Origin of the sequence: Natrarchaeobius chitinivorans, assembly GCF_003841505.1 — an archaeon.
Classification (GTDB): domain Archaea; phylum Halobacteriota; class Halobacteria; order Halobacteriales; family Natrialbaceae; genus Natrarchaeobius; species Natrarchaeobius chitinivorans.
In genome coordinates this window covers 1-17,314 of record NZ_REGA01000017.1, presented here as the reverse complement: position 1 = coordinate 17,314, position 17,314 = coordinate 1, and the positions used below count along the sequence as shown (strand labels likewise).

Below are 17,314 nucleotides of genomic sequence, written 5' to 3'. Positions count from 1 at the left end.
GGACGGACGGGTTTCGGTCTGGCGATGTGGCGATTGCTCGGGCAGATACTGTCGGCCCCTTCTGATGTGCCCGCGCACCGTCCTGCGGGTGTACGACAAATCGTTAAGCGGACTGTATCATACGGAGTACTGTAACTGTGTACCGGCGCACCCGCCACCCGGGTGGCGGGTGCGCCGGCAATGACGTACAGTAAACCGTATCAGTCCGCCCCTAGCTCGTCGAAGTAGATCGACCGCCGTTCCTCGGCCGCGGGGGACGTGAGCAGGGACGCGCCGACAGTGACGACGAGGCCGATCCCCATGCCGACGAGGCCAGCGGTCCACCCCGCGTAGGAACCGGGCACGGCTGGGACGAACAGGCTCGCCAGGTAAAAGAGCTGACTCGCGAGAATCCCCGCCGTGATGCCAGCTCGAGTCGTCTTCCGCCAGTAGAGTGCAACGAGGACGGGTAATGCGAGCTGGGCGAAGCCGCTGAAAGCGGCGTCCCCGAGTTCGAACAGGGTCGCCGGATTGAGGAGACTCGCGCCGAAGGCGGCCGTCGCGAAGATCACGACGCCGACGCGGGCGAGCAGGTCCTCGCGGCGGTCCGTAAGGGTTCGGTCCACGAACGGCCGGTACAGATCGCGCGTGAAGTACGACGATCCCGACAGCAACATCGAGTCCGAAGAGGACATCATCGCGGCCATCGCGCCCGCGATGACCAGCGCGGCGAACCAGACGGGCGTGAACTCGGCGAGTATCACAGGAAGGACGTTTCCACCCTCCGGAACAGTAACGTCGAGGCCGCGTCCCCACGCACCCAGCATGAACGCAGGGACGAAAAGCAAGACACAGAGGATCGGCCAGAGGGTGAACGATCGCTTGAGAACCGTCCGGGAGCCGGCGGCGAAAAAGCGCTGATTGACTTGCGGAAACATCGCGACGCCGAAGCCGATGACGATCGCCGTCGAGAGCATCCACTGGACCGTGTAGTGATCGCTTCCCAGCGCGAGGTGGTGTGCGGCCTCGGCCTCGAGCGCCGCCGTCGCCGCGCCGGGACCGCCGACGACGGCGAGCACCCAGATCATCGCGACCCAGGTGGTTACCAGCATGAACGCCCCCTGGAGCGTGTCGGTCCAGGCGATGCCGCGCATCCCTGCGACGACGACGTAGAGGATCATAAACGCCGTAATCAGTCCCGCGCCGACGGCGTAGGGGACGGCTCCCTCCGTCAGTGCCTCGAGGGCCGTTCCCGCGCCGACCTGCTGGAGCATTACGTACGGGAACAGCCAGAGCAGGCTGACGCCGGCGACGAGTCCGCGAAGTTCCCGGGAGGCGAACCGATCGCCGAGCATCTCCCCGAGAGTGACGTAATCGTACCGTTGCCCGAGCAGCCACTGTTTGTAGCCGATGACGTACCAGAGGATCGCGAAGATGATTCCGTCCATCAACCCCATGACGAGGACCCACTCCGGACCTTCGTGGTAGGCGATGTTCGGGCCGGCGAAGAACGTAAACGCCGATAGAAGCGTTGCAAACGTCGTAAACAGGAGGACGATCGTCCCGAATGTCCGACTCGCGAGGTAGAAGTCCTCGGCGGTCCGCTCGCTCACCCGGTAGGCGACCAGTCCGACGACCAGCGCGAGCATGAGGTAGCCGACGATGATCCCGAGTTGAATCGCGAGCGTCACGCCTCGTCACCCCCGGCAGCCGTCGTGGCTGATCGATCCCCGCCGCGGTCGTCGCGCGAGGACGCCGATCTCGGCTCGGTTTCGATGCCGATACCCCACGCGCGGCTGGCGAACAGCCAGAAGACAACCGAGGCGAGTCCCATCCAGCCGATGTGCCACCAGAGCCACAGCGGAATGCCAGCAATGACGGTTCCATCACCCCACAGGAACCACGGAATCGCGAACGTACAGAGGACGATTCCGACGGCTGCCCACCCCGCGAGTTCTCGCCGGCGCATGCGAGTCAGTCGGTACCTATCGTGTGTAACCGTTTCGTTCGACCACCGACGTCGAAGATACCGATCCGTCGGGACGGATGAGCGTCGATCCGAGGGCCTCGCACCGACGAGTAGCCACTCCCTGATAGCTAAAACCGCTCTTTCACGTAGGAAAAAGCGTATAGGGGTCGGACAGAGACTGACAGCCGAAGTCGACATGGCCCGTCTGTTTCCATTTCGCTCCGAGACGACTGCCCGGGACGGGCAGCCACGTATCGTCGATCTCGAGGGGGAAGACGCCGACGCGGTGTTCAGTGCCCTCTCGTCGACGACGGCTCGACGGATCTACGCGCAACTCGACGAGGATCCCGGGACGCCGAGTGACGTCGCCGACGCCATCGACTCCTCGATCCAGAACGTTCGGTATCACCTGGAGAACCTCGAGGAGGCCGGTCTCATCGAGGTGATCGATACGTGGTACTCGTCGCGGGGCAACGAGATGAGCGTCTACGCGACCACGGACGGGCCGTTGATCGTCACGAGCGACGAGTCGACGGCCTCGCAGTTGAAAACCGCGATTTCTCGGCTGATCGGCGGTATCGGCGCGCTCGCCGGCGGGAGTCTGCTGGTCCAGTACGGCGTTAGTCGGTGGGCCGGGGGACAAAGCCTGCTCGATGATTCCGCTCCCTCGGCAGGCGAAAGCGCGCCGTCGACGGCCGACGAAGACGAAGCGAGTCGCGACGAGTATCTCTACGCTGAGGACCGACAAGAGGAGCCAGCGGACAGTTCTGGCGCTGACGAGCCGGCCGACGAGGAAGACGAACTCGGCATCTCCGAAGCCGACGACGAAGCGGACGACGTCGACGCAGAGGATGCCCCCGAAGACGAGTCCGCCGACGACGCCGACGCTGCGGACGCCGAGCCGGCACTCGAGGAAGACGAAGAGGCGCCGACAGCCGACGCCGACGACGGAGAGCCGACGGTAGAGTTCGATACAGGACCCGAGCCAGCAGCCGACGACGGAACGTTCGTCGACGGCGGCGCTGAGGCCACGGACGCGGTCGTCGGAACGATCCCGCCAGGACTGCTGTTTTTTCTCGGCGGGCTGGTCGTCTTGCTCGCCGTGACGATCTACTGGTACTGGTATAGTAGCCACTGGAAGGCAATGCGCCCCTGATCGCACGAGGAGAACGCGGTTCGGAGTGTACGCGGTTCGGAGCGTACGCGGTTCGGAGCGAGTGGAACGAGCGAGAACCGCGCAACGGCGAACGGGGAACGAAGTGACCCGTGAGCGAGTGAAACGAGCGAGAACCGCGATATGGCGAGCGGGGAACGGAGTGACCCGTGAGCTGTGCGATCAGGGTGTGAATAGTCCCAGTTGTTACTATATCGACCGACGTACTGATCGGTCGATTTCTTCCGGAGGTCAACAGCTATTTGCATCTCACGGTCCATATTCTACACAAACCAGTCTCTGTACGCACCAACCGGGCTATCGATAGCGGACTGCTGCCCGTCGTTGCCGGTGGGACCACGGCCATCCGGCGGTTACACCGGCAACTCGGTACGGCAGGCCGACGAGCCTCCCAGGGGCTGATCTCCAATGGAAGACACCACGAAATATCTCATTCACGCGGACGTCAGGGCCGACGGGGTCGTCGAGCGGAGCGACGTCGTCGGCGCTATCTTCGGTCAGACCGAAGGTCTGCTGGGCGACGAACTCGATCTCCGCGATCTCCGCCAGTCACAACGGGTCGGCCGCATCGACGTCGAAATCTCGAGTACCAAGGGGAACTCACACGGTCACCTCACGATCGCGACCAGCCTCGATAAGGTCGAGACGGCCACGCTCGCGGCCTCCCTCGAGACGATCACTCGCGTCGGGCCCTGCCGGGCCGACCTCGAAGTGACCGAGATCGAAGACGTTCGTGCGGCGAAACGAAAGGAGGTCGTCGATCGCGCGAAGGAGTTGCTTCGAGCGGGATTCGACGAAACCGTAATGAGCTCCGAAGAGATACTGGCCGAGGTCCGCCAGCACGTTCGCGTCGAGGACATCACCGAGTACGAGGGCCTTCCGGCCGGCCCGCGGGTGACCGACAGCGACGCCATCATCATCGTCGAAGGCCGCTCGGACGTCCTCACGCTGCTCAAATACGGCGTGAAAAACGCCATCGCTGTCGAGGGAACGAACGTACCCGACGCGGTCGCGGAACTCACCCGCCACCGGACCGTGACGGCGTTTCTCGACGGCGACCGGGGCGGCGACCTCATCCTCGAGGAACTGTCACAGGTCGGCGACGTCGACTACGTCGCGTTTGCGCCCGCCGACGAATCCGTCGAGGAACTCGACCACCACCAGCTGTTCGCCGCCCTCCGGAACAAGGTCCCCTACGACAGCGTTTCTGAACTCAACGATCCTCGCGAGGCGGTCGCGGCGACCGACGGGAGCGCGACGCCGGCACCGGCACCGACCGACTCCGAGGTCGTCTCGCCGCCGACCATCGACGAGGAATCGGTCGATTCCGACGCCGACGATTCCGGCCGATCGCGGACGGAATCCGTTGCACCCGGGACGTCACGACCGCGGACGACGTCCGCCGACAGTTCGGACGTCGAAGCCGCCGACTCTGCGGCCGAAAGCGACCAGAACGGTGATTCGGTTCCGTCGACCGTCTACGAGCACGCGACGGAGGTGATCCGATCGGGAACCGACCGCTGTCGGTTCGTCGGCGACGACGGGGCCGTTCTCGAGGAAATCGACGCGAACGACACCTACGATTCGCTCGAGGAGACCGAACCTGTCCCCGACACGCTCGTGGTAGACGGCATCCTCAACCAGCAGTTGCTCGACCTCGCCGCCGACCGGGGCGTCGACCGAATCGTGGCACGATCGCTCGGTCAGTTCACCAAACGGCCGACGAGTGTTCGAGTCCACGCGATCGACGAGATTGCAAAGAAGCCGCCGAAAAAGTCCTGATATCCCGTTTTCACCGCGGTGGCTGGCCAGAAGGCCCCATACGGTTTGCTGTACGTCAGTTCCGGTGCAACTGCGACCCGGGCGGCGGATGTGCCGGGACATCGGGACAGGAATCCGTATCAGCCGAGGAGGGCGAACGCGAGGACCAGAACCGCACAGACCAGCGCACCCGAAAGCGTCGCGAGGAAGTTGACGCCCTGATTTCCGAGGACCGACCCCTCGAGGGTCGCCCCGAGGAGGCTATCGACGGTCATCCCGATGAAGCCGGCGGCGACGATGATCGCCCCCCCGACGGCGTCGACTTCCGGAAACAGTGCGTACGAGATCGCGGCGACGATCGCGGCCCCGACCAGTCCCGCGACCTCGCCTTGCCAGGTGACTCCGCCGTCGGTACCCGGTTCGACGGGTTCGAGAGTCGTGATCAACCGCGGCGTCTCGAAGACGCTCCCGATCTCGCTCGAGAACGTGTCGCTCATCGCGGTCGCGACGGAGCCGGCGAACGCGAACAGGAAGAGACCGGGATCGGGGTTTCCGGGCAGAAGCAACGCGGAACTGGCGGCGTATCCGAGGACGGCGACGAGCGCGACGGCGGCGTTACCCAGAACGTTGCCGCTTCCGCGTGCGCCGTCGTTGTCCTCGGCGACGCCGAGATCCTCCTTTCGGCCGTACTTGAACTTCGTCGAGAGCCCCCCGAGCGCGAAGAAGGCGATGAGGACGACGAACCAGCCGTAGCCACCGAGGACGATCGTCACCAGTCCGAGGAGGACGCCGGTCAACATCCCCGCGACCGACGCCGTATCGAGCGCATACGAGACGTATCCCAGCGCGATGGTGACCGCGATCGCGGCGACGATCTCGAGCGAACCGATCGCGGGCTCGAGTTCGGCGAGAAGCCACAGGAGAAGCCCCACCGACAGCATGACGACCGGATCGTCGTAGAGCAACAACACGTCGCGGAGCAAGGCGGCGAGTAACGCGCCACTGGCCGCGAGGAAGACGATCGTCGGTGCGACCGTCTCGAGCGGGACGTTTTCGATCGCTAGCGTTCCCGCGTGACCGACCACCGCGGCGGCCGTCGCGGCCAGACAGAAGACGGTTACGACGACGACGTCGTGGTCCGTACGCGTTCGAGCGATCTGTTCGGCGACGTTGCCGTAGCCGATGAGGAAGACGGTCCCGACGAAGACGGCGAGAGACATCGACGACGTTACCGCGATGAGCCCGAGTGCGATTCCGGCGAGGACGAACGTGATCAGCCCGTAGAGCCGGTTGTCTTCGTAATCGCCGGGGTAGGCGAGGAGGTCGAACAGCGGACCGTCGGTGATGGCGAACGCACCCAGTAGCGTGACCGCAGCCACCGCGGCTCCCACCACCGGTCCGAACAGCGGAACGACGAGCGAAAGCGTACAGAGCGCCGCGAAGACGGCGGCTCGTCGAACGGATGTTGTCACGATACCGGTGTCTTTCTGTGGCGGTTACTTGAAGGTTCCCGAACGGGAGCCGCGTCGATTTAGTCCGTTTCAGCGCATCTGTTGGCCCCTTTCGTTCTCACCGACGAACCAGCTGGCGGACACGTCCCGGAACCTGTATAGTTTCGGATCGGGAAAGCGAAGGCGTGGGACTGTACGAACGCTACCTCGCTCGTCGAATTCGACGCCACGAGGGGGACCCCCCCGATCACGTCGCACTCGTCATCACCGAGCGCGATCTGCTCGAACCCGGCGGCTACGAGACGCTCGCCGACTGTCTCGAGTGGGCCTTCGAGTACGCGACGCGGGTAACCGTCTACGTCAGCGTCCTCGATGCCGAAGCCGTTCCGGCGCTGCGAGGCGACCTCGAGGAGATCGACGCGCCGCGTGACGTAGCAGTCCGTGGCCCGGACGACCGGACGACGGCGGACGCACCGATACAGATCGGTATCGGTCTCGGCGGCAAACACGAGTTTACGAGCGCCGTCCGGACGCTCGCAGAGGGCGTCGAGGCCGGGGAGATCGATCCCGAGGAGATCGACGACGAACGGGTCGAAGAACACCTCGTCTTCCCCTCGGAACCGGATCTGGTCGTCAAGACCGGGGCCGAACGGCTCTCGGATTTCATGATCTGGCAGTCGGTCTACTCCGAACTGTACTTCACGGACGTCAACTGGCGGGACTTTCGGAGACGGGACTTCCTGCGAGCCGTCAGGGAGTACTGCAACCGATCGCGACGGTTCGGCCGATGATCGAATTTCGTATCAATCCGCCGGTAGTCAGGGTTCGCGTCGATTCGAGCGGCAGTCGGGGTTCGCGTCGATTCGAGCGGCAGTCGGGGTTCGCGTCGGTTCGAGCGGCAGTTCAAGTACCATCATCGGCACTCGAAGTGCCGCCTCTCAATCGTCTCGAGTCGATCCGCGAATCCGACACCGACGATATGCCGGACGACGTCGGGACGGTCCGAAGTCGAGCCCGGCGTCCACCCGGCAGGTGCACCGTAAGCGAAAGCAGTCTTCACGGTGACAGTTGCGAACGATGCCCGCCGCGTTCGCGACGGCGGTCGACAGCGAGACGATTCTCGTCGTCGTTCTCGTGGCGATCGTCGCGACCGTCCACCTGCTGCCCGACGAGCTCCCCGATTCGGTCGGTCTCTCGAGGGAGAACCTGCTCTCGCTGACCGGAGGCGTCTCGATCGTCTACAGAGGTAACAGGCAGAGTGCCCTGGGCCACCGTGCCCGGGGCTGAATGCCGTCACTCAGTGCAACTCTCACTGCGGATCTGTAGTTTTACAATGGGTTATCACAATGATAGACATATGCAAGAGGTAGCACTCACCCGCTCGCTGTCGTTCGGTCTCGACATTACCGAGGGTGAGCCTGCCAACTTGCGTGAGGCGTCGCTTGAAGCCAGACGCATCCGTAACGAAGTCAACCGCCTCGACCGGCAAGGGTGGAACTGGGACGACATCGAAGATCCCGTCACTGAACGCGCTATCCACGTCAAAAACACCACCCAACAACTCATCGAGAAGGCTCTCCAAGAGATCGAAACCTACCACGAACACAAAGACAACGATCGCCTTGACTGGGGCAGGCCGCGAACATACATCGATGAGCCGTACCCGGTGCGGATGAATCACAATGAAGGGTACGCCCTCACACTCAACGAAGATGGAGAGGTTGAGTTCCGCATCAGTTACAAGAAACGGCACTTCGTTCGCGGCACCCTCCAGGGCAGCCCAGATCACCTCGAACGAGTAAAGACTGCACTTACCAGCGTTGACTGGCGTGTCGGCACTGCCGAACTCGTGTACAAACACGACGAATGGCGGCTTCACGTCACCACTACTCACGAAACGCACACAGTTGCCTCACCAGATACCGCTGAAACGATCGTCGGTGTCGATATCAACGAAGACTGCATCGCACTCGCCGCCATGACCCGTGAAGACGGCGTCATCGATTCCACGGTCATCGAATATCCCGATATCAAGCGTGTGCGTCACGAGTTCTTCACGAAACGCAAGCGTATGCAAGAGGCGGGACAGAGTGCGATGGATGCGGTCGTGCAGACTGAGGAACGGGACTTCGTTCACGATCAGCTTCACAAGGTTTCACGGGACGTGGTCGAGTGGCTCTCGCAGTTCGATACACCGGTTGTTGTCTTTGAAGACCTCAAAGACATGCGAGACGACATCGACTACGGCACCAAAATGAATCGACGCCTCCACAGCCTCCCATTCGCTAAACTACGCGAATTCATCACGTACAAAGCCGCTTGGAACGCCATCCCAAGCCAAGACGTCGATCCTGAATACACGAGTCAGCGTTGCCCATGCACTGAGTGCTTGCACAAAGCTCGTACAAACCGCAGGAAGAAGCGGTTCAAGTGTACGGCGTGTTCGTTCCAGGATCATGCAGATCGGAAAGCAGCAGTGTGCGTATGTCAGGAGTGGCTGTGGGATAGAGATGAGACTGTGCCGTCTCTCAACACCCTTCCGCGAGTAACGAAGGTGAGACGGACGGTATCGGGCCCTGGTGGAGGGGCCGACCCTCACGGACCAATATTTGATTCGGGTGTTAATCGCCGCGGAACGGCGGCACAAGCTTCCAGCGGGGAGCAAGTGCGAAGGGAATTAAAGTCCGTTGCGCCCAGCGAGGGGTAGACACGGATGCCGCGGGCCACCGCGCCCGCGGTACTTCACGCGTTCGTACACTTGCTGCCCGAACTCGACGAGCGCCAGGAGGCACTCGAGGGCGTCACGCTGTTCGTCTGGTCGCTTGCGGCACACCACGTCTACGCCGTCGCGTTCGTCGGACTCGCGCTATTTTACGGCCTCGAGCGGCTTGCGGCGCTGTCGCGCTCTCACGAATTCGGGCGCGAACTGGGGTCGTTCACGGAGGAACCGGTCTTCTGGGTACACGTCGGTGGCTTCGCCGTCTACAACGCGTTCATCGGCTACGCGCTCGTCCGGGGCGAGACGGGAACCGACAACGTCGCGCTGTTTGGAATCGCGATGGCGCTTCACCTCTTCGGAAACGACGAAGCGATGGAACACCACCACCGCGACCTGTATGGCCGCTTTGGCAAGTGGGTCCTCGCGGCGGCGGTCGTCCTCGGTGCCGGCGTCGGTGCGGCGTACGCGCTTTCCGACGTCGCGTTCACGACCCTGCTCGGCCTGCTGACCGGCGGCATCGTCTTCAACTCGATCAAAGACGAACTTCCTCGAACGCGGGAGAGTCGATTCTGGCCGTTCGCGGTGGGTGCGACCGCGTACGGAGTACTGTTGCTCGTACTGTGAGACGTTCTCGTACTGTGAGACGTTCTCGTACTGTGATGCGATCTGCTGGGCCGTCTCGCCGGTGGGGTCGCCGGGCGGTCGCGGTTGGACCGAGCCACGAGTCCATCGGACCGTCTCGGACGGACTGCTGTCAGTCGGGTCCGAAGCGATCGGGCGCTGTCCCGCGGTCGCTCCGGGACACAGCGACAGCGATCGGTATCAGTCGGCCGCCCGTCCGCTCGAGTCGATCCCCTCGACTCCTTGCCCGTTCTCGTTCGAGGCGTCGGCGCGTTCGATGGCCTCGAGGTCGGAGCGTTCGGCGGTCGGCAGCGAGTCCCGGAAGCGGTCGACGATCGAGCGGGCTTCCGGCAGGTCCGGTTCGCTCACCGCAGCGAGGAGGGCGAGTGCCCTGCGAGCGCGGGTTCGCCGCCAGGACTCGGCCCGGTGTTCGTAGGTTCTGATTCCCCGGAGGAAGTCGGCTTTCGAGAACTCCGGCCAGTACGGCGTACAGAAGAAGACGGCCGCCTCGTTGCCGTTGGCGTGCCACGGCAGGAAGTTCGAGGTGCGTTCGTCGCCGCCGGTCCGGATAATCAGGTCGACGTCACGGACCGGTCGGTCGTAGAGCCGCCGCTCGATCGTCTCGACGTCGATCTGGTCGGGTTCGAGGTCGCCCGCCTCGACGTCGGCGGCGACGCCGCGGGTGGCCTCGAGCAGCCTCGAGCGGCCGCCGTAGGCGAGTGCGATGTTGAGGACGAACCGGTCGTACTCGCGGGTGCGACGCTCGGCGTAATCGACCGCGTTCTGGACGCGTTCGGGAAGCATCTCCGTCTCGCCGATCGCGCGTATGCAGATCTCGTGTTCGTGTACCTGTTCGGCGTCGGCGAACTCGCGAAGTTTCTCACAGAGGAGATCGAACAGCGCTTCGTTCTGTTCGGCCGGCCGATCGAAGTTCTCGGTCGAGAACGTATAGAGCGTCAACTCCTCGACCCCGACGTCGTTACACCACTCGAGGATGCGTTCGGTCGTCTCGACGCCGGCGCGGTGGCCGTCGTGGGCATCTCCCCCGTTGCGACGAGCGTACCGTCTGTTGCCGTCCTGAATCACCGCCACGTGTGTCGGCGCGCCGGAGATTTCACGCGAGAGCAACCGCTCGTAGGCCGCATCGACGTACTGCCGGAACCACCGCCTCATCGGTCGACTTGATGATACCGACGATTATGTGTCTTGTGTGTCAATCTCCGCCACTGATAACCGTCAACACACCAACCCCATCGACGAGTGACGGCGCCACCGTCGAACCGGACACCGCCGAATCGTGACGGCTATCAGTACAGGCGGCCTGGGTTTACGCGATGGCTGATGCGAACTCGAGTCCGATCGACGACGACCTCTACCGGCGGACGAAAGCACTTTTAGAGCCAGGCGAGATCGAACTCAACGGGCTGGTTCTTCACACCGAGTACGACGGAAGCGAGGACGTACAGATGATGCAGGCGACGATCGACGTGGGAGATATCGTCGCCGAACACTCCGGGCACGATCCGAAAGAGTGCTACGTCTACTCGGGCAACGACGATCCCGACTTCTCCTCGAACCAGCACCAGGGGCTGACCCTCGACGACGAGGAGTTCGTCTGGGAGTGTCAGCAACTCCTGCGAGAAGGGTCGTTCGACGTCGTCGTCTACTACGAAGCGAGTGCGGACCACGAGGCGATCCTCGAGGACGTCCGGGATCTGGGCTACGACGTCACCGGCGTCGAAGGCGAGTAACCGGTCCGGTTCGCTTATGTCCCGGGACTGCCGAAACGTTCGTATGCACACCGACCTCGACCTCACGCGCCGTGAGCGGGCGGTCGTCAACGCCTATCAGGGCGGATTCCCCGTCGTCGAGCGGCCGTTCGGCCCGGCCGCTGCGGCCATGCGCGAGCGGGGCGTCGACATCGACGCCACGGGGTTGCTCGAGACGATTCGCGACCTCGACGATCGCGGTGTCCTCTCCCGATTCGGGCCGCTCGTCAACGCCCAGGAGATCGGCGGCGCGGCGACACTCGTCGCCATGCACGCCCCCGAGGACCGCTTCGACGAAATCGTCGAACGGGTCAACGCCCACCGGGAAGTCGCACACAACTACGAGCGCGAACACCCCCACCTGAACGTCTGGTTCGTCGTGAGCGTCGCCGACGAGACGCGGGTTCAGGCCGTCCTCGAGGAGATCGAAGACGAGACCGGCCGGGAGACGTACAACCTGCCCAAGCAACGGGAGTTCCGCGTCGAGGCGAAGTTCTACGTCGACGGGCCGCTCTCCGGATCCGGAACCGCGGACGGCGAGGACGCGGCCAGAGCCGGGGCCGAGGACCGTGGCGGCGAACTGGAGAGGAACGACGCCGCGGGGATCGACTGCTCCGGCATGGGACCCGCCGTCACGGCGAGCGGTGACTCGAGGCTCTCACCCGCCGAACGCGACCTCGTCCTCGAGATTCAGGACGGTCTTTCGCTCACCGAGACGCCCTACGCCGACGTCGCCGAGGCGATCGGCCAGGAGACCGACTGGGTGCTCGAGACGATCGCACGGTTCGACCTCGAGGGGAAGATTCGTCGTATCGGCGTCGTTCCGAACCACTACGCCCTCGGCTACACGGAAAACGGGATGACGGTCTGGGACGTTCCCGACGATCTCGTCGGCGACGTCGGTCCCGAGATCGCGTCGCTGCCGTTCGTCACGCACTGTTACGAACGGCCGCGCCACGAGGGGGTCTGGCCGTACAACTTCTTCGCGATGACACACGGCCGCAGCGAGGCCGAAAGCGAGCGACGGATCGAACAGGTCCGCGAGACGATGGCCGACCACTGGAACGTCACCGACGAGGACTGGGACTCGCTGTTTTCGACCCAAATTCTGAAAAAGACCGGCATTCGGCTGGCCGAGCGGGCGGACGCCAACACGAGATCGGCGTAGCGACGCCCACCGAGTAGCGATTATCCGATGATTCCACTGCTTCACGATTTCACGAACGCGACGGTGCTCGTCTTCGGGGGCGGACCGGTCGGCGCGCGGAAGGCCCGTCGGTTCGCCCGCGAGGCGAACGTCGTCGTCGTCGTCAGCCCGACGTTCGGGGAGCGATCGTTCGGCTCCGCCGAGTTGATCCGGGCGGAACCCGGTCCGGACGACGTGGCGTCGTGGATCGAGCGAACCGCACCGGCGCTCGTCGTCGCCGCGACCGACGACGAGGCGGTCAACGACGCGATCGCCGCCGCCGCCGCCGACCGCGGAACGCTCCTCAACCGGGCGGATCGCTCGAGCGGACGTGATCCCGGCAGCGTCGTCGTGCCGGCGACGGTCCGGGACGATCCCGTCGTCGTCGCGGTCGCGACCGGTGGGACCGCACCCGCAGTGAGCAAGCACCTCCGACGGGAACTCGAGGAGTCGATTTCGGGGGCCGGCGAGATGGCGACGCTGTGCGGGGCGCTTCGATCGGAGCTCAAAGCGCGAGAGGTCGATCCCGACCATCGGCGGCGGATCGTCACCGACGTCGTCAACGATCCGGCGGTTTGGACAGCTTTACGTAGCGGTGCTTCCAACAACCGGCAAGTGATCGAGGACGTACTCGACGAGCAACTCCCCGACGGAGGTGAACGCCAGTGATCCCCTCGGGCGTCGTCACGGCTGCACGCGTCTCTCACGACAGCGCATCCGTCGACGAACTCGCCGCTGCGAGCCCCGAGAGTCAGCGCGCTGGCGTCGAGCGGTTGCTCTCGGTTCCCGGAATCGACGAAGCCTACGTCCTCTCGACGTGTAATCGCGTGGAAGCGTACGTCGTCGGCTCCGACGCCGCGGTCGGCCGGGCCACCCTCGAGGAGTTCTTCTCCGCTGTCGACGACGAGGCCGTCGTTCTCACCGACCACGAGGAGAGTCTCGAACATCTGCTTCGCGTTGCGGCGGGTCTCGAGTCGGTCATCATCGGCGAAGACCAGATCAGCGGTCAGGTCCGAACCGCCTACGAAGACGCCCGGGCGGCCGGCGGAATCGGCTCGATGCTCGAGGCCGCCGTCACGAAGTCGATCCACGTCGGTGAACGCGCGCGGACGGAGACGGAGATCAACGAGGGTGTCGTCTCGCTGGGTTCCGCCGCAGTAAAGCTCGCCGCCGAGACCGTCCCGCTCGCGGGGGCGCGTGCGGTGGTCGTCGGTGCGGGCGAGATGGGTCGACTCGCGGCACGCAGCCTCGCAGAGACCGACGTCGACGAACTCGTCGTCGCCAACCGGACCGTTTCCAACGCAACGCATCTGATCGATGGGCTCGAGACGGACGCCCGGGCCGTTTCGCTCGACGACCTCGCGACCATGGTGACCGCCGCCGACGTCGTCGTCACGGCAACCAACAGCAGGGAACCGATACTCGAACCGGCCCACGTCGCGATGGGCGATGCAGGCTACGAGGACGACCGGGTGATCGTCGACCTCGGCCAGCCCCGCGACGTCGACCCGGCGACCGATGCGCTGTCGAGTGTCACCGTCTACGACCTCGACGACCTCGAGTCGGTCACCGAGGAAACCCGCGAGCAACGCGTCGACGCGGCCCGGGAGGTCGAGGCCATGATCGACCGCGAATTCGACCTGCTCTGTGAACAGTACAAGCGAGCCCGCGCGGACGAGGTCATCGCCGCGATGTACGAATCCGCCGAACGGATCAAAAAACGAGAGCTCGAGACGGCGCTCTCGCGACTCGACGGGGAGTTGACGCCGGACCAGCGGGAGGTCGTCGAATCGATGGCCGACGCGCTGGTGAGTCAGTTACTCGCCCCGCCGACGCGGAGCCTTCGGGAGGCGGCGGCCGAAGACGACTGGTGTACGATCGACACCGCGCTCCAGCTGTTCAATCCCGAATTCGGCGACGAAGGCGGCTCGCCGTCGCTGATCGATGCGAACGGTCGCTCCGATCTTCGGATCGGAACGGCCGACGACGACTGATCGCCGATTCGGTTAATTGCCCGGCCGGGGCGGCTGGCACAATCGTTATTTGACTGGCATCCGTCCGACCGAGCATGGGTGACGTACTCTCAGACGACGACGTAGACGATCGACTCCCCGAGGAGTGGAGCCGCGAGGGCGACGAAATCGTCCGAACGTACGAGTTCGACGACTACCTCCGCGGCGTCAACTTCGCCCAGATGGTCGGCGAAATCGCGGAGTCCCAGTTTCACCACCCCGAAATCGTCATCGGATACAAGGAAGTCGAGATCCGACTCACCTCCCACGAGGAAGGCGGCATCACCGACGACGACCTCGAGATGGCGGAGCTGATCGAGTCCGAACGAAACGCCTGAATCGGAGATGGACGGACAGTACGTGTTCACGGCACAGGTTCGACTCGAGCCCGCACGGGAGTTCGTCTCTCTCGATCCGAACACGGCGGAGACGACGGTCACCGTCTTTCTGGAGGCGGCCGAACCGGGCACCGGCGACTGGCTGTTCTTCCGAAACACGCTCTGGCGGGGCGAGGTCGGTGACGAAGAACACGGCCGCCAACTCGCCGAGGAGTGGCTCGACCTCCCCGTCGAATCCGTTTCCTTCCGCGAACTTCAGGTCGACGAGGAGTACTTCGAGACGCTGAAAGCGGCGATTGCCGACGATCTCGAGCCGTTCAACGCCGACGCAGTTTCGGAAGTGCTCACGAAATACCTCGGCTCGAGTATTCGGGTCGTCGATACCGAGGCGGATTGATGCCGCCCGGTTCTCGAGGTCGCAGTCGGCCGGTTCGGTCGACCGAAAGCGTGAATCGCCAGCCGGATCGGCGACCGGCATCGGGCGTCGATACTGGCGGCGAACGGGTATCAGCGCTGGCGGCGAACGGGTATCAGCGCTGGCGGCGGACGGATATCGGCGACCGGGAGTCCGTCCTCAGACTGCCCGACCTGTTCGACTGACCGACAGACATTTACTCGAGAACACCGTACTGTTGTGTCCCCAATGGTGTCCGAATACGACTTCTGGCTGCTCGATCTCGACGGGACGCTCGTCGACGTCGAGTGGTCGTACACCCGGGAGGTGTTCGACAGCGTCGGCGACCGGATCGGTCGCGAGTTTACCGATCAGGAGGCGGACATCATCTGGAACGGCCTGACCGGGTCCCGCGATCGCCAACTCGAGGCGTGGGGAATCGACCCGCTCGAGTTCTGGGAGGCGTTTCACGCCGAGGAGGATCCGCTCGTCCGGGCGGAACAGACTTACCTCCACGACGACGCCGAGTTCGTCGCCGACCTCGACGCGCCGATCGGACTGGTCACCCACTGTCAGGAGTTCCTCTGTGGACCCGTCCTCGACAACGTCGGTATCGGCGACTGGTTCGACGCCCGCCTCTGTTGTACCGAACAGACCGGTTGGAAGCCAGACCCGGAGCCGGTAGAGTCGGTGATGGCCGATCTCGGTGTCGCGAACAACGGTCACCGCGGCGTGCTGGCTGGCGACGGCGCGAACGACGTCGGCGCGGCCTGGAACGCCGGACTCGACGCCATCCACGTCGAGCGCGTCGGACACGACCGTCGCGGCCAGTGCGTCCTCGGCGATTACCGCGTCCAGTCGTTCGACGAACTACCATAATACAAGTTGGTTCAGGGAGCACGAAAGCCCGTCACTACAGGTGACGACCTCGAGTGGCTTCGACTCATCAACGGGAAGACAAAATTTCTACGAGCAGCGTCTAGTTCATCCTATTCATCATGGATCTGTGTCTCGTTTTCCATCACTTCCGAACGGATTTGCTCGATACGCAGTTAGAAGGAGAAAGGTAAAACGAATTGGCGTCGAAATTAGTCACACGCCTTCTTTCGATATTGCTTTTGGCTTGATGAACGTACTCGACCTATGTAGAGCCGTCAATACAATCACTGCTCCGATTCCCAGGGCCTGTATATAGGTTGACGGGTGTACTATAGTGATCGCTCCGAACACCACGAAAAACGTTCGAAAGAGGAGATTCGTGTGCGTCCGGTACGTGAAGGGATAGTTGAGACCGTAAATAACCGAGACAGATCCGACAAGGATTATCCCTGCCAGAATGAGTGTGGCTGAACTGAAATTACCATCGACGAAATACGGATGATACAGGAACGAGAACGGAATTATCCAGAGTGGACCCGCGATTTTGATGGCCTCGGCGCAGGTTTTCCAGAAGCCCGATTTCGCGATACCGGAAGCGACAGCGACGCATGTCGCAATTGGGGGCGTCAGACCAGCTAAAATGGCCGCGTAGAAGACGAAGAAGTGAGAGGCTAGCTCCGGCAGGAAAAATTCGTTGACGTAGACGGGAGCGACCAGCAACGCGACGATCGTGTATGCGGCAGTCGTCGGCATTCCAAGACCCAGTAATATGCAAACGATCATCCCGAGAATTGCCGCTATAATGAGGACACCCCCGGAGGGCACTGTCTAGATGAGAGTTTGAGGAACGAGCAGGTGGTGGCGAGAAGTGTCCAATGCAACTCGCCAACCTGCTCAGAGAGACCTTAGACGTGGATTGTGATGAGGTTTGGGAGAACGAGCGCACCCCGACACCCGTCAGGGTGTTCGCGGTGCGTCTGCATTCGATGGGATTGTCGGTTCGGGAGGTCGTTGCAGTCCTCGAATTACTCGGCGTTGACCGTTCTCACGGCGCAATTTGGA

The 17,314-nt window shown here is 63.4% G+C and carries 19 protein-coding genes and 1 pseudogene; 15 read left to right on the top strand and 5 right to left on the bottom strand.

What is annotated here, in order from left to right:
- Window positions 1–200: 200 nt before the first annotated feature.
- Together EA473_RS16650 and EA473_RS16645 are read right to left on the bottom strand one after the other, a co-directional pair.
- Entirely contained in the window at window positions 201–1,670 is a 1,470-nt protein-coding gene (locus tag EA473_RS16650; RefSeq protein WP_124196780.1) for a sodium:solute symporter family protein, read from the bottom strand.
- The gene (locus EA473_RS16645) at window positions 1,667–1,948 is read right to left on the bottom strand and encodes a DUF3311 domain-containing protein (protein ID WP_124196779.1); all 282 of its coding nucleotides are present in this window, start codon (window positions 1,946–1,948) and stop codon (window positions 1,667–1,669) included. The genes EA473_RS16650 and EA473_RS16645 overlap by 4 nt, the downstream gene beginning before the upstream one ends.
- A gap of 196 nt (window positions 1,949–2,144) precedes the next feature.
- Here EA473_RS16645 and EA473_RS16640 point away from each other — a divergent pair, with 196 nt between their 5' ends.
- A complete protein-coding gene (locus EA473_RS16640; RefSeq protein WP_124196778.1) occupies window positions 2,145–3,104 on the top strand; it encodes an ArsR/SmtB family transcription factor in 960 nt (319 codons plus the stop codon).
- 426 nt (window positions 3,105–3,530) lie between these two features.
- Window positions 3,531–4,904, top strand: a complete 1,374-nt coding sequence (gene dnaG / locus EA473_RS16635; protein ID WP_124196777.1) for a DNA primase DnaG — start codon at window positions 3,531–3,533, stop codon at window positions 4,902–4,904.
- A gap of 119 nt (window positions 4,905–5,023) precedes the next feature.
- Here dnaG and EA473_RS16630 read toward each other — a convergent pair whose 3' ends face one another.
- Window positions 5,024–6,355: a DUF92 domain-containing protein gene (locus tag EA473_RS16630; RefSeq protein ID WP_124196776.1), complete on the bottom strand. Its 1,332-nt coding sequence runs from the start codon at window positions 6,353–6,355 to the stop codon at window positions 5,024–5,026.
- Window positions 6,356–6,519: 164 nt separating this feature from the next.
- On the opposite strand from EA473_RS16630, the gene EA473_RS16625 reads away from it, so the two are divergent.
- From EA473_RS16625 to EA473_RS16610, 4 genes are all read left to right on the top strand, one after another.
- Window positions 6,520–7,125, top strand: a complete 606-nt coding sequence (locus EA473_RS16625; RefSeq protein WP_124196775.1) for an undecaprenyl diphosphate synthase family protein — start codon at window positions 6,520–6,522, stop codon at window positions 7,123–7,125.
- Between the two features lie 286 nt (window positions 7,126–7,411).
- A complete protein-coding gene (locus EA473_RS16620) occupies window positions 7,412–7,621 on the top strand; it encodes a hypothetical protein (protein WP_124196774.1) in 210 nt (69 codons plus the stop codon).
- A 70-nt stretch (window positions 7,622–7,691) separates the two neighbouring features.
- Window positions 7,692–9,041 carry an RNA-guided endonuclease TnpB family protein gene (locus EA473_RS22385; RefSeq protein WP_165875310.1) on the top strand — a complete coding sequence of 450 codons (1,350 nt, stop codon included), beginning with the start codon at window positions 7,692–7,694 and terminating at the stop codon, window positions 9,039–9,041.
- Window positions 9,042–9,047: 6 nt separating this feature from the next.
- The gene (locus tag EA473_RS16610) at window positions 9,048–9,677 is read left to right on the top strand and encodes a hypothetical protein (RefSeq protein ID WP_207890205.1); all 630 of its coding nucleotides are present in this window, start codon (window positions 9,048–9,050) and stop codon (window positions 9,675–9,677) included.
- Between the two features lie 198 nt (window positions 9,678–9,875).
- On the opposite strand, the gene uppS is transcribed toward EA473_RS16610, so the two are convergent.
- Window positions 9,876–10,847, bottom strand: a complete 972-nt coding sequence (uppS, locus tag EA473_RS16605) for a polyprenyl diphosphate synthase (RefSeq protein ID WP_124196773.1) — start codon at window positions 10,845–10,847, stop codon at window positions 9,876–9,878.
- A gap of 161 nt (window positions 10,848–11,008) precedes the next feature.
- On the opposite strand from uppS, the gene EA473_RS16600 reads away from it, so the two are divergent.
- The 8 genes from EA473_RS16600 (at window position 11,009) to EA473_RS16570 (ending at window position 16,252) form a co-directional block, all read left to right on the top strand.
- Window positions 11,009–11,425 carry a DUF5778 family protein gene (locus tag EA473_RS16600; protein WP_124196772.1) on the top strand — a complete coding sequence of 139 codons (417 nt, stop codon included), beginning with the start codon at window positions 11,009–11,011 and terminating at the stop codon, window positions 11,423–11,425.
- Between the two features lie 43 nt (window positions 11,426–11,468).
- On the top strand, window positions 11,469–12,611 hold the full coding sequence (gene ahbB, locus EA473_RS16595; protein ID WP_124196771.1) for a siroheme decarboxylase subunit beta: 1,143 nt from the start codon (window positions 11,469–11,471) through the stop codon (window positions 12,609–12,611).
- Window positions 12,612–12,638: 27 nt separating this feature from the next.
- Entirely contained in the window at window positions 12,639–13,298 is a 660-nt protein-coding gene (locus tag EA473_RS16590) for a precorrin-2 dehydrogenase/sirohydrochlorin ferrochelatase family protein (protein WP_124196770.1), read from the top strand.
- Window positions 13,295–14,623, top strand: coding sequence for a glutamyl-tRNA reductase (gene hemA, locus EA473_RS16585; RefSeq protein ID WP_124196769.1), 1,329 nt, complete (start codon window positions 13,295–13,297; stop codon window positions 14,621–14,623). Before EA473_RS16590 ends, hemA begins: the two co-directional genes overlap by 4 nt.
- A gap of 74 nt (window positions 14,624–14,697) precedes the next feature.
- Window positions 14,698–14,979 (top strand): 4a-hydroxytetrahydrobiopterin dehydratase, encoded by a 282-nt coding sequence (locus EA473_RS16580; RefSeq protein ID WP_124196768.1) that lies wholly within the window; start codon window positions 14,698–14,700, stop codon window positions 14,977–14,979.
- Between the two features lie 7 nt (window positions 14,980–14,986).
- Complete coding sequence (gene lwrS, locus EA473_RS16575) at window positions 14,987–15,376, top strand: LWR-salt protein (RefSeq protein WP_124196767.1); 390 nt, start codon at window positions 14,987–14,989, stop codon at window positions 15,374–15,376.
- A 50-nt stretch (window positions 15,377–15,426) separates the two neighbouring features.
- Window positions 15,427–15,579, top strand: a complete 153-nt coding sequence (locus tag EA473_RS22380) for a hypothetical protein (protein WP_165875309.1) — start codon at window positions 15,427–15,429, stop codon at window positions 15,577–15,579.
- 43 nt (window positions 15,580–15,622) lie between these two features.
- A complete protein-coding gene (locus EA473_RS16570; RefSeq protein WP_124196766.1) occupies window positions 15,623–16,252 on the top strand; it encodes an HAD family hydrolase in 630 nt (209 codons plus the stop codon).
- 213 nt (window positions 16,253–16,465) lie between these two features.
- Here the strand turns inward: EA473_RS16570 and EA473_RS16565 are convergent, their stop codons facing one another.
- Entirely contained in the window at window positions 16,466–17,077 is a 612-nt protein-coding gene (locus tag EA473_RS16565; protein ID WP_124196765.1) for a TRAP transporter large permease subunit, read from the bottom strand.
- Window positions 17,078–17,127: 50 nt separating this feature from the next.
- On the opposite strand from EA473_RS16565, the pseudogene EA473_RS16560 reads away from it, so the two are divergent.
- Window positions 17,128–17,314 (top strand): annotated as a pseudogene (locus tag EA473_RS16560) (IS6 family transposase); the annotation flags it as partial.

What these genes read in the sequence shown, in the direction of transcription:
- EA473_RS16645 (WP_124196779.1), bottom strand. Translation starts at nt 1,948, where the DNA reads ATGCGCCGGCGAGAACTCGCGGGGTGGGCAGCCGTCGGAATCGTCCTC.
- EA473_RS16590 (WP_124196770.1), top strand. Translation starts at nt 12,639, where the DNA reads ATGATTCCACTGCTTCACGATTTCACGAACGCGACGGTGCTCGTCTTC.
- EA473_RS16640 (WP_124196778.1), top strand. Translation starts at nt 2,145, where the DNA reads ATGGCCCGTCTGTTTCCATTTCGCTCCGAGACGACTGCCCGGGACGGG.
- lwrS (WP_124196767.1), top strand. Translation starts at nt 14,987, where the DNA reads ATGGACGGACAGTACGTGTTCACGGCACAGGTTCGACTCGAGCCCGCA.
- dnaG (WP_124196777.1), top strand. Translation starts at nt 3,531, where the DNA reads ATGGAAGACACCACGAAATATCTCATTCACGCGGACGTCAGGGCCGAC.
- EA473_RS16580 (WP_124196768.1), top strand. Translation starts at nt 14,698, where the DNA reads ATGGGTGACGTACTCTCAGACGACGACGTAGACGATCGACTCCCCGAG.
- EA473_RS16620 (WP_124196774.1), top strand. Translation starts at nt 7,412, where the DNA reads ATGCCCGCCGCGTTCGCGACGGCGGTCGACAGCGAGACGATTCTCGTC.
- EA473_RS16570 (WP_124196766.1), top strand. Translation starts at nt 15,623, where the DNA reads ATGGTGTCCGAATACGACTTCTGGCTGCTCGATCTCGACGGGACGCTC.
- EA473_RS16610 (WP_207890205.1), top strand. Translation starts at nt 9,048, where the DNA reads ATGCCGCGGGCCACCGCGCCCGCGGTACTTCACGCGTTCGTACACTTG.
- ahbB (WP_124196771.1), top strand. Translation starts at nt 11,469, where the DNA reads ATGCACACCGACCTCGACCTCACGCGCCGTGAGCGGGCGGTCGTCAAC.
- EA473_RS16600 (WP_124196772.1), top strand. Translation starts at nt 11,009, where the DNA reads ATGGCTGATGCGAACTCGAGTCCGATCGACGACGACCTCTACCGGCGG.
- EA473_RS22385 (WP_165875310.1), top strand. Translation starts at nt 7,692, where the DNA reads ATGCAAGAGGTAGCACTCACCCGCTCGCTGTCGTTCGGTCTCGACATT.
- uppS (WP_124196773.1), bottom strand. Translation starts at nt 10,847, where the DNA reads ATGAGGCGGTGGTTCCGGCAGTACGTCGATGCGGCCTACGAGCGGTTG.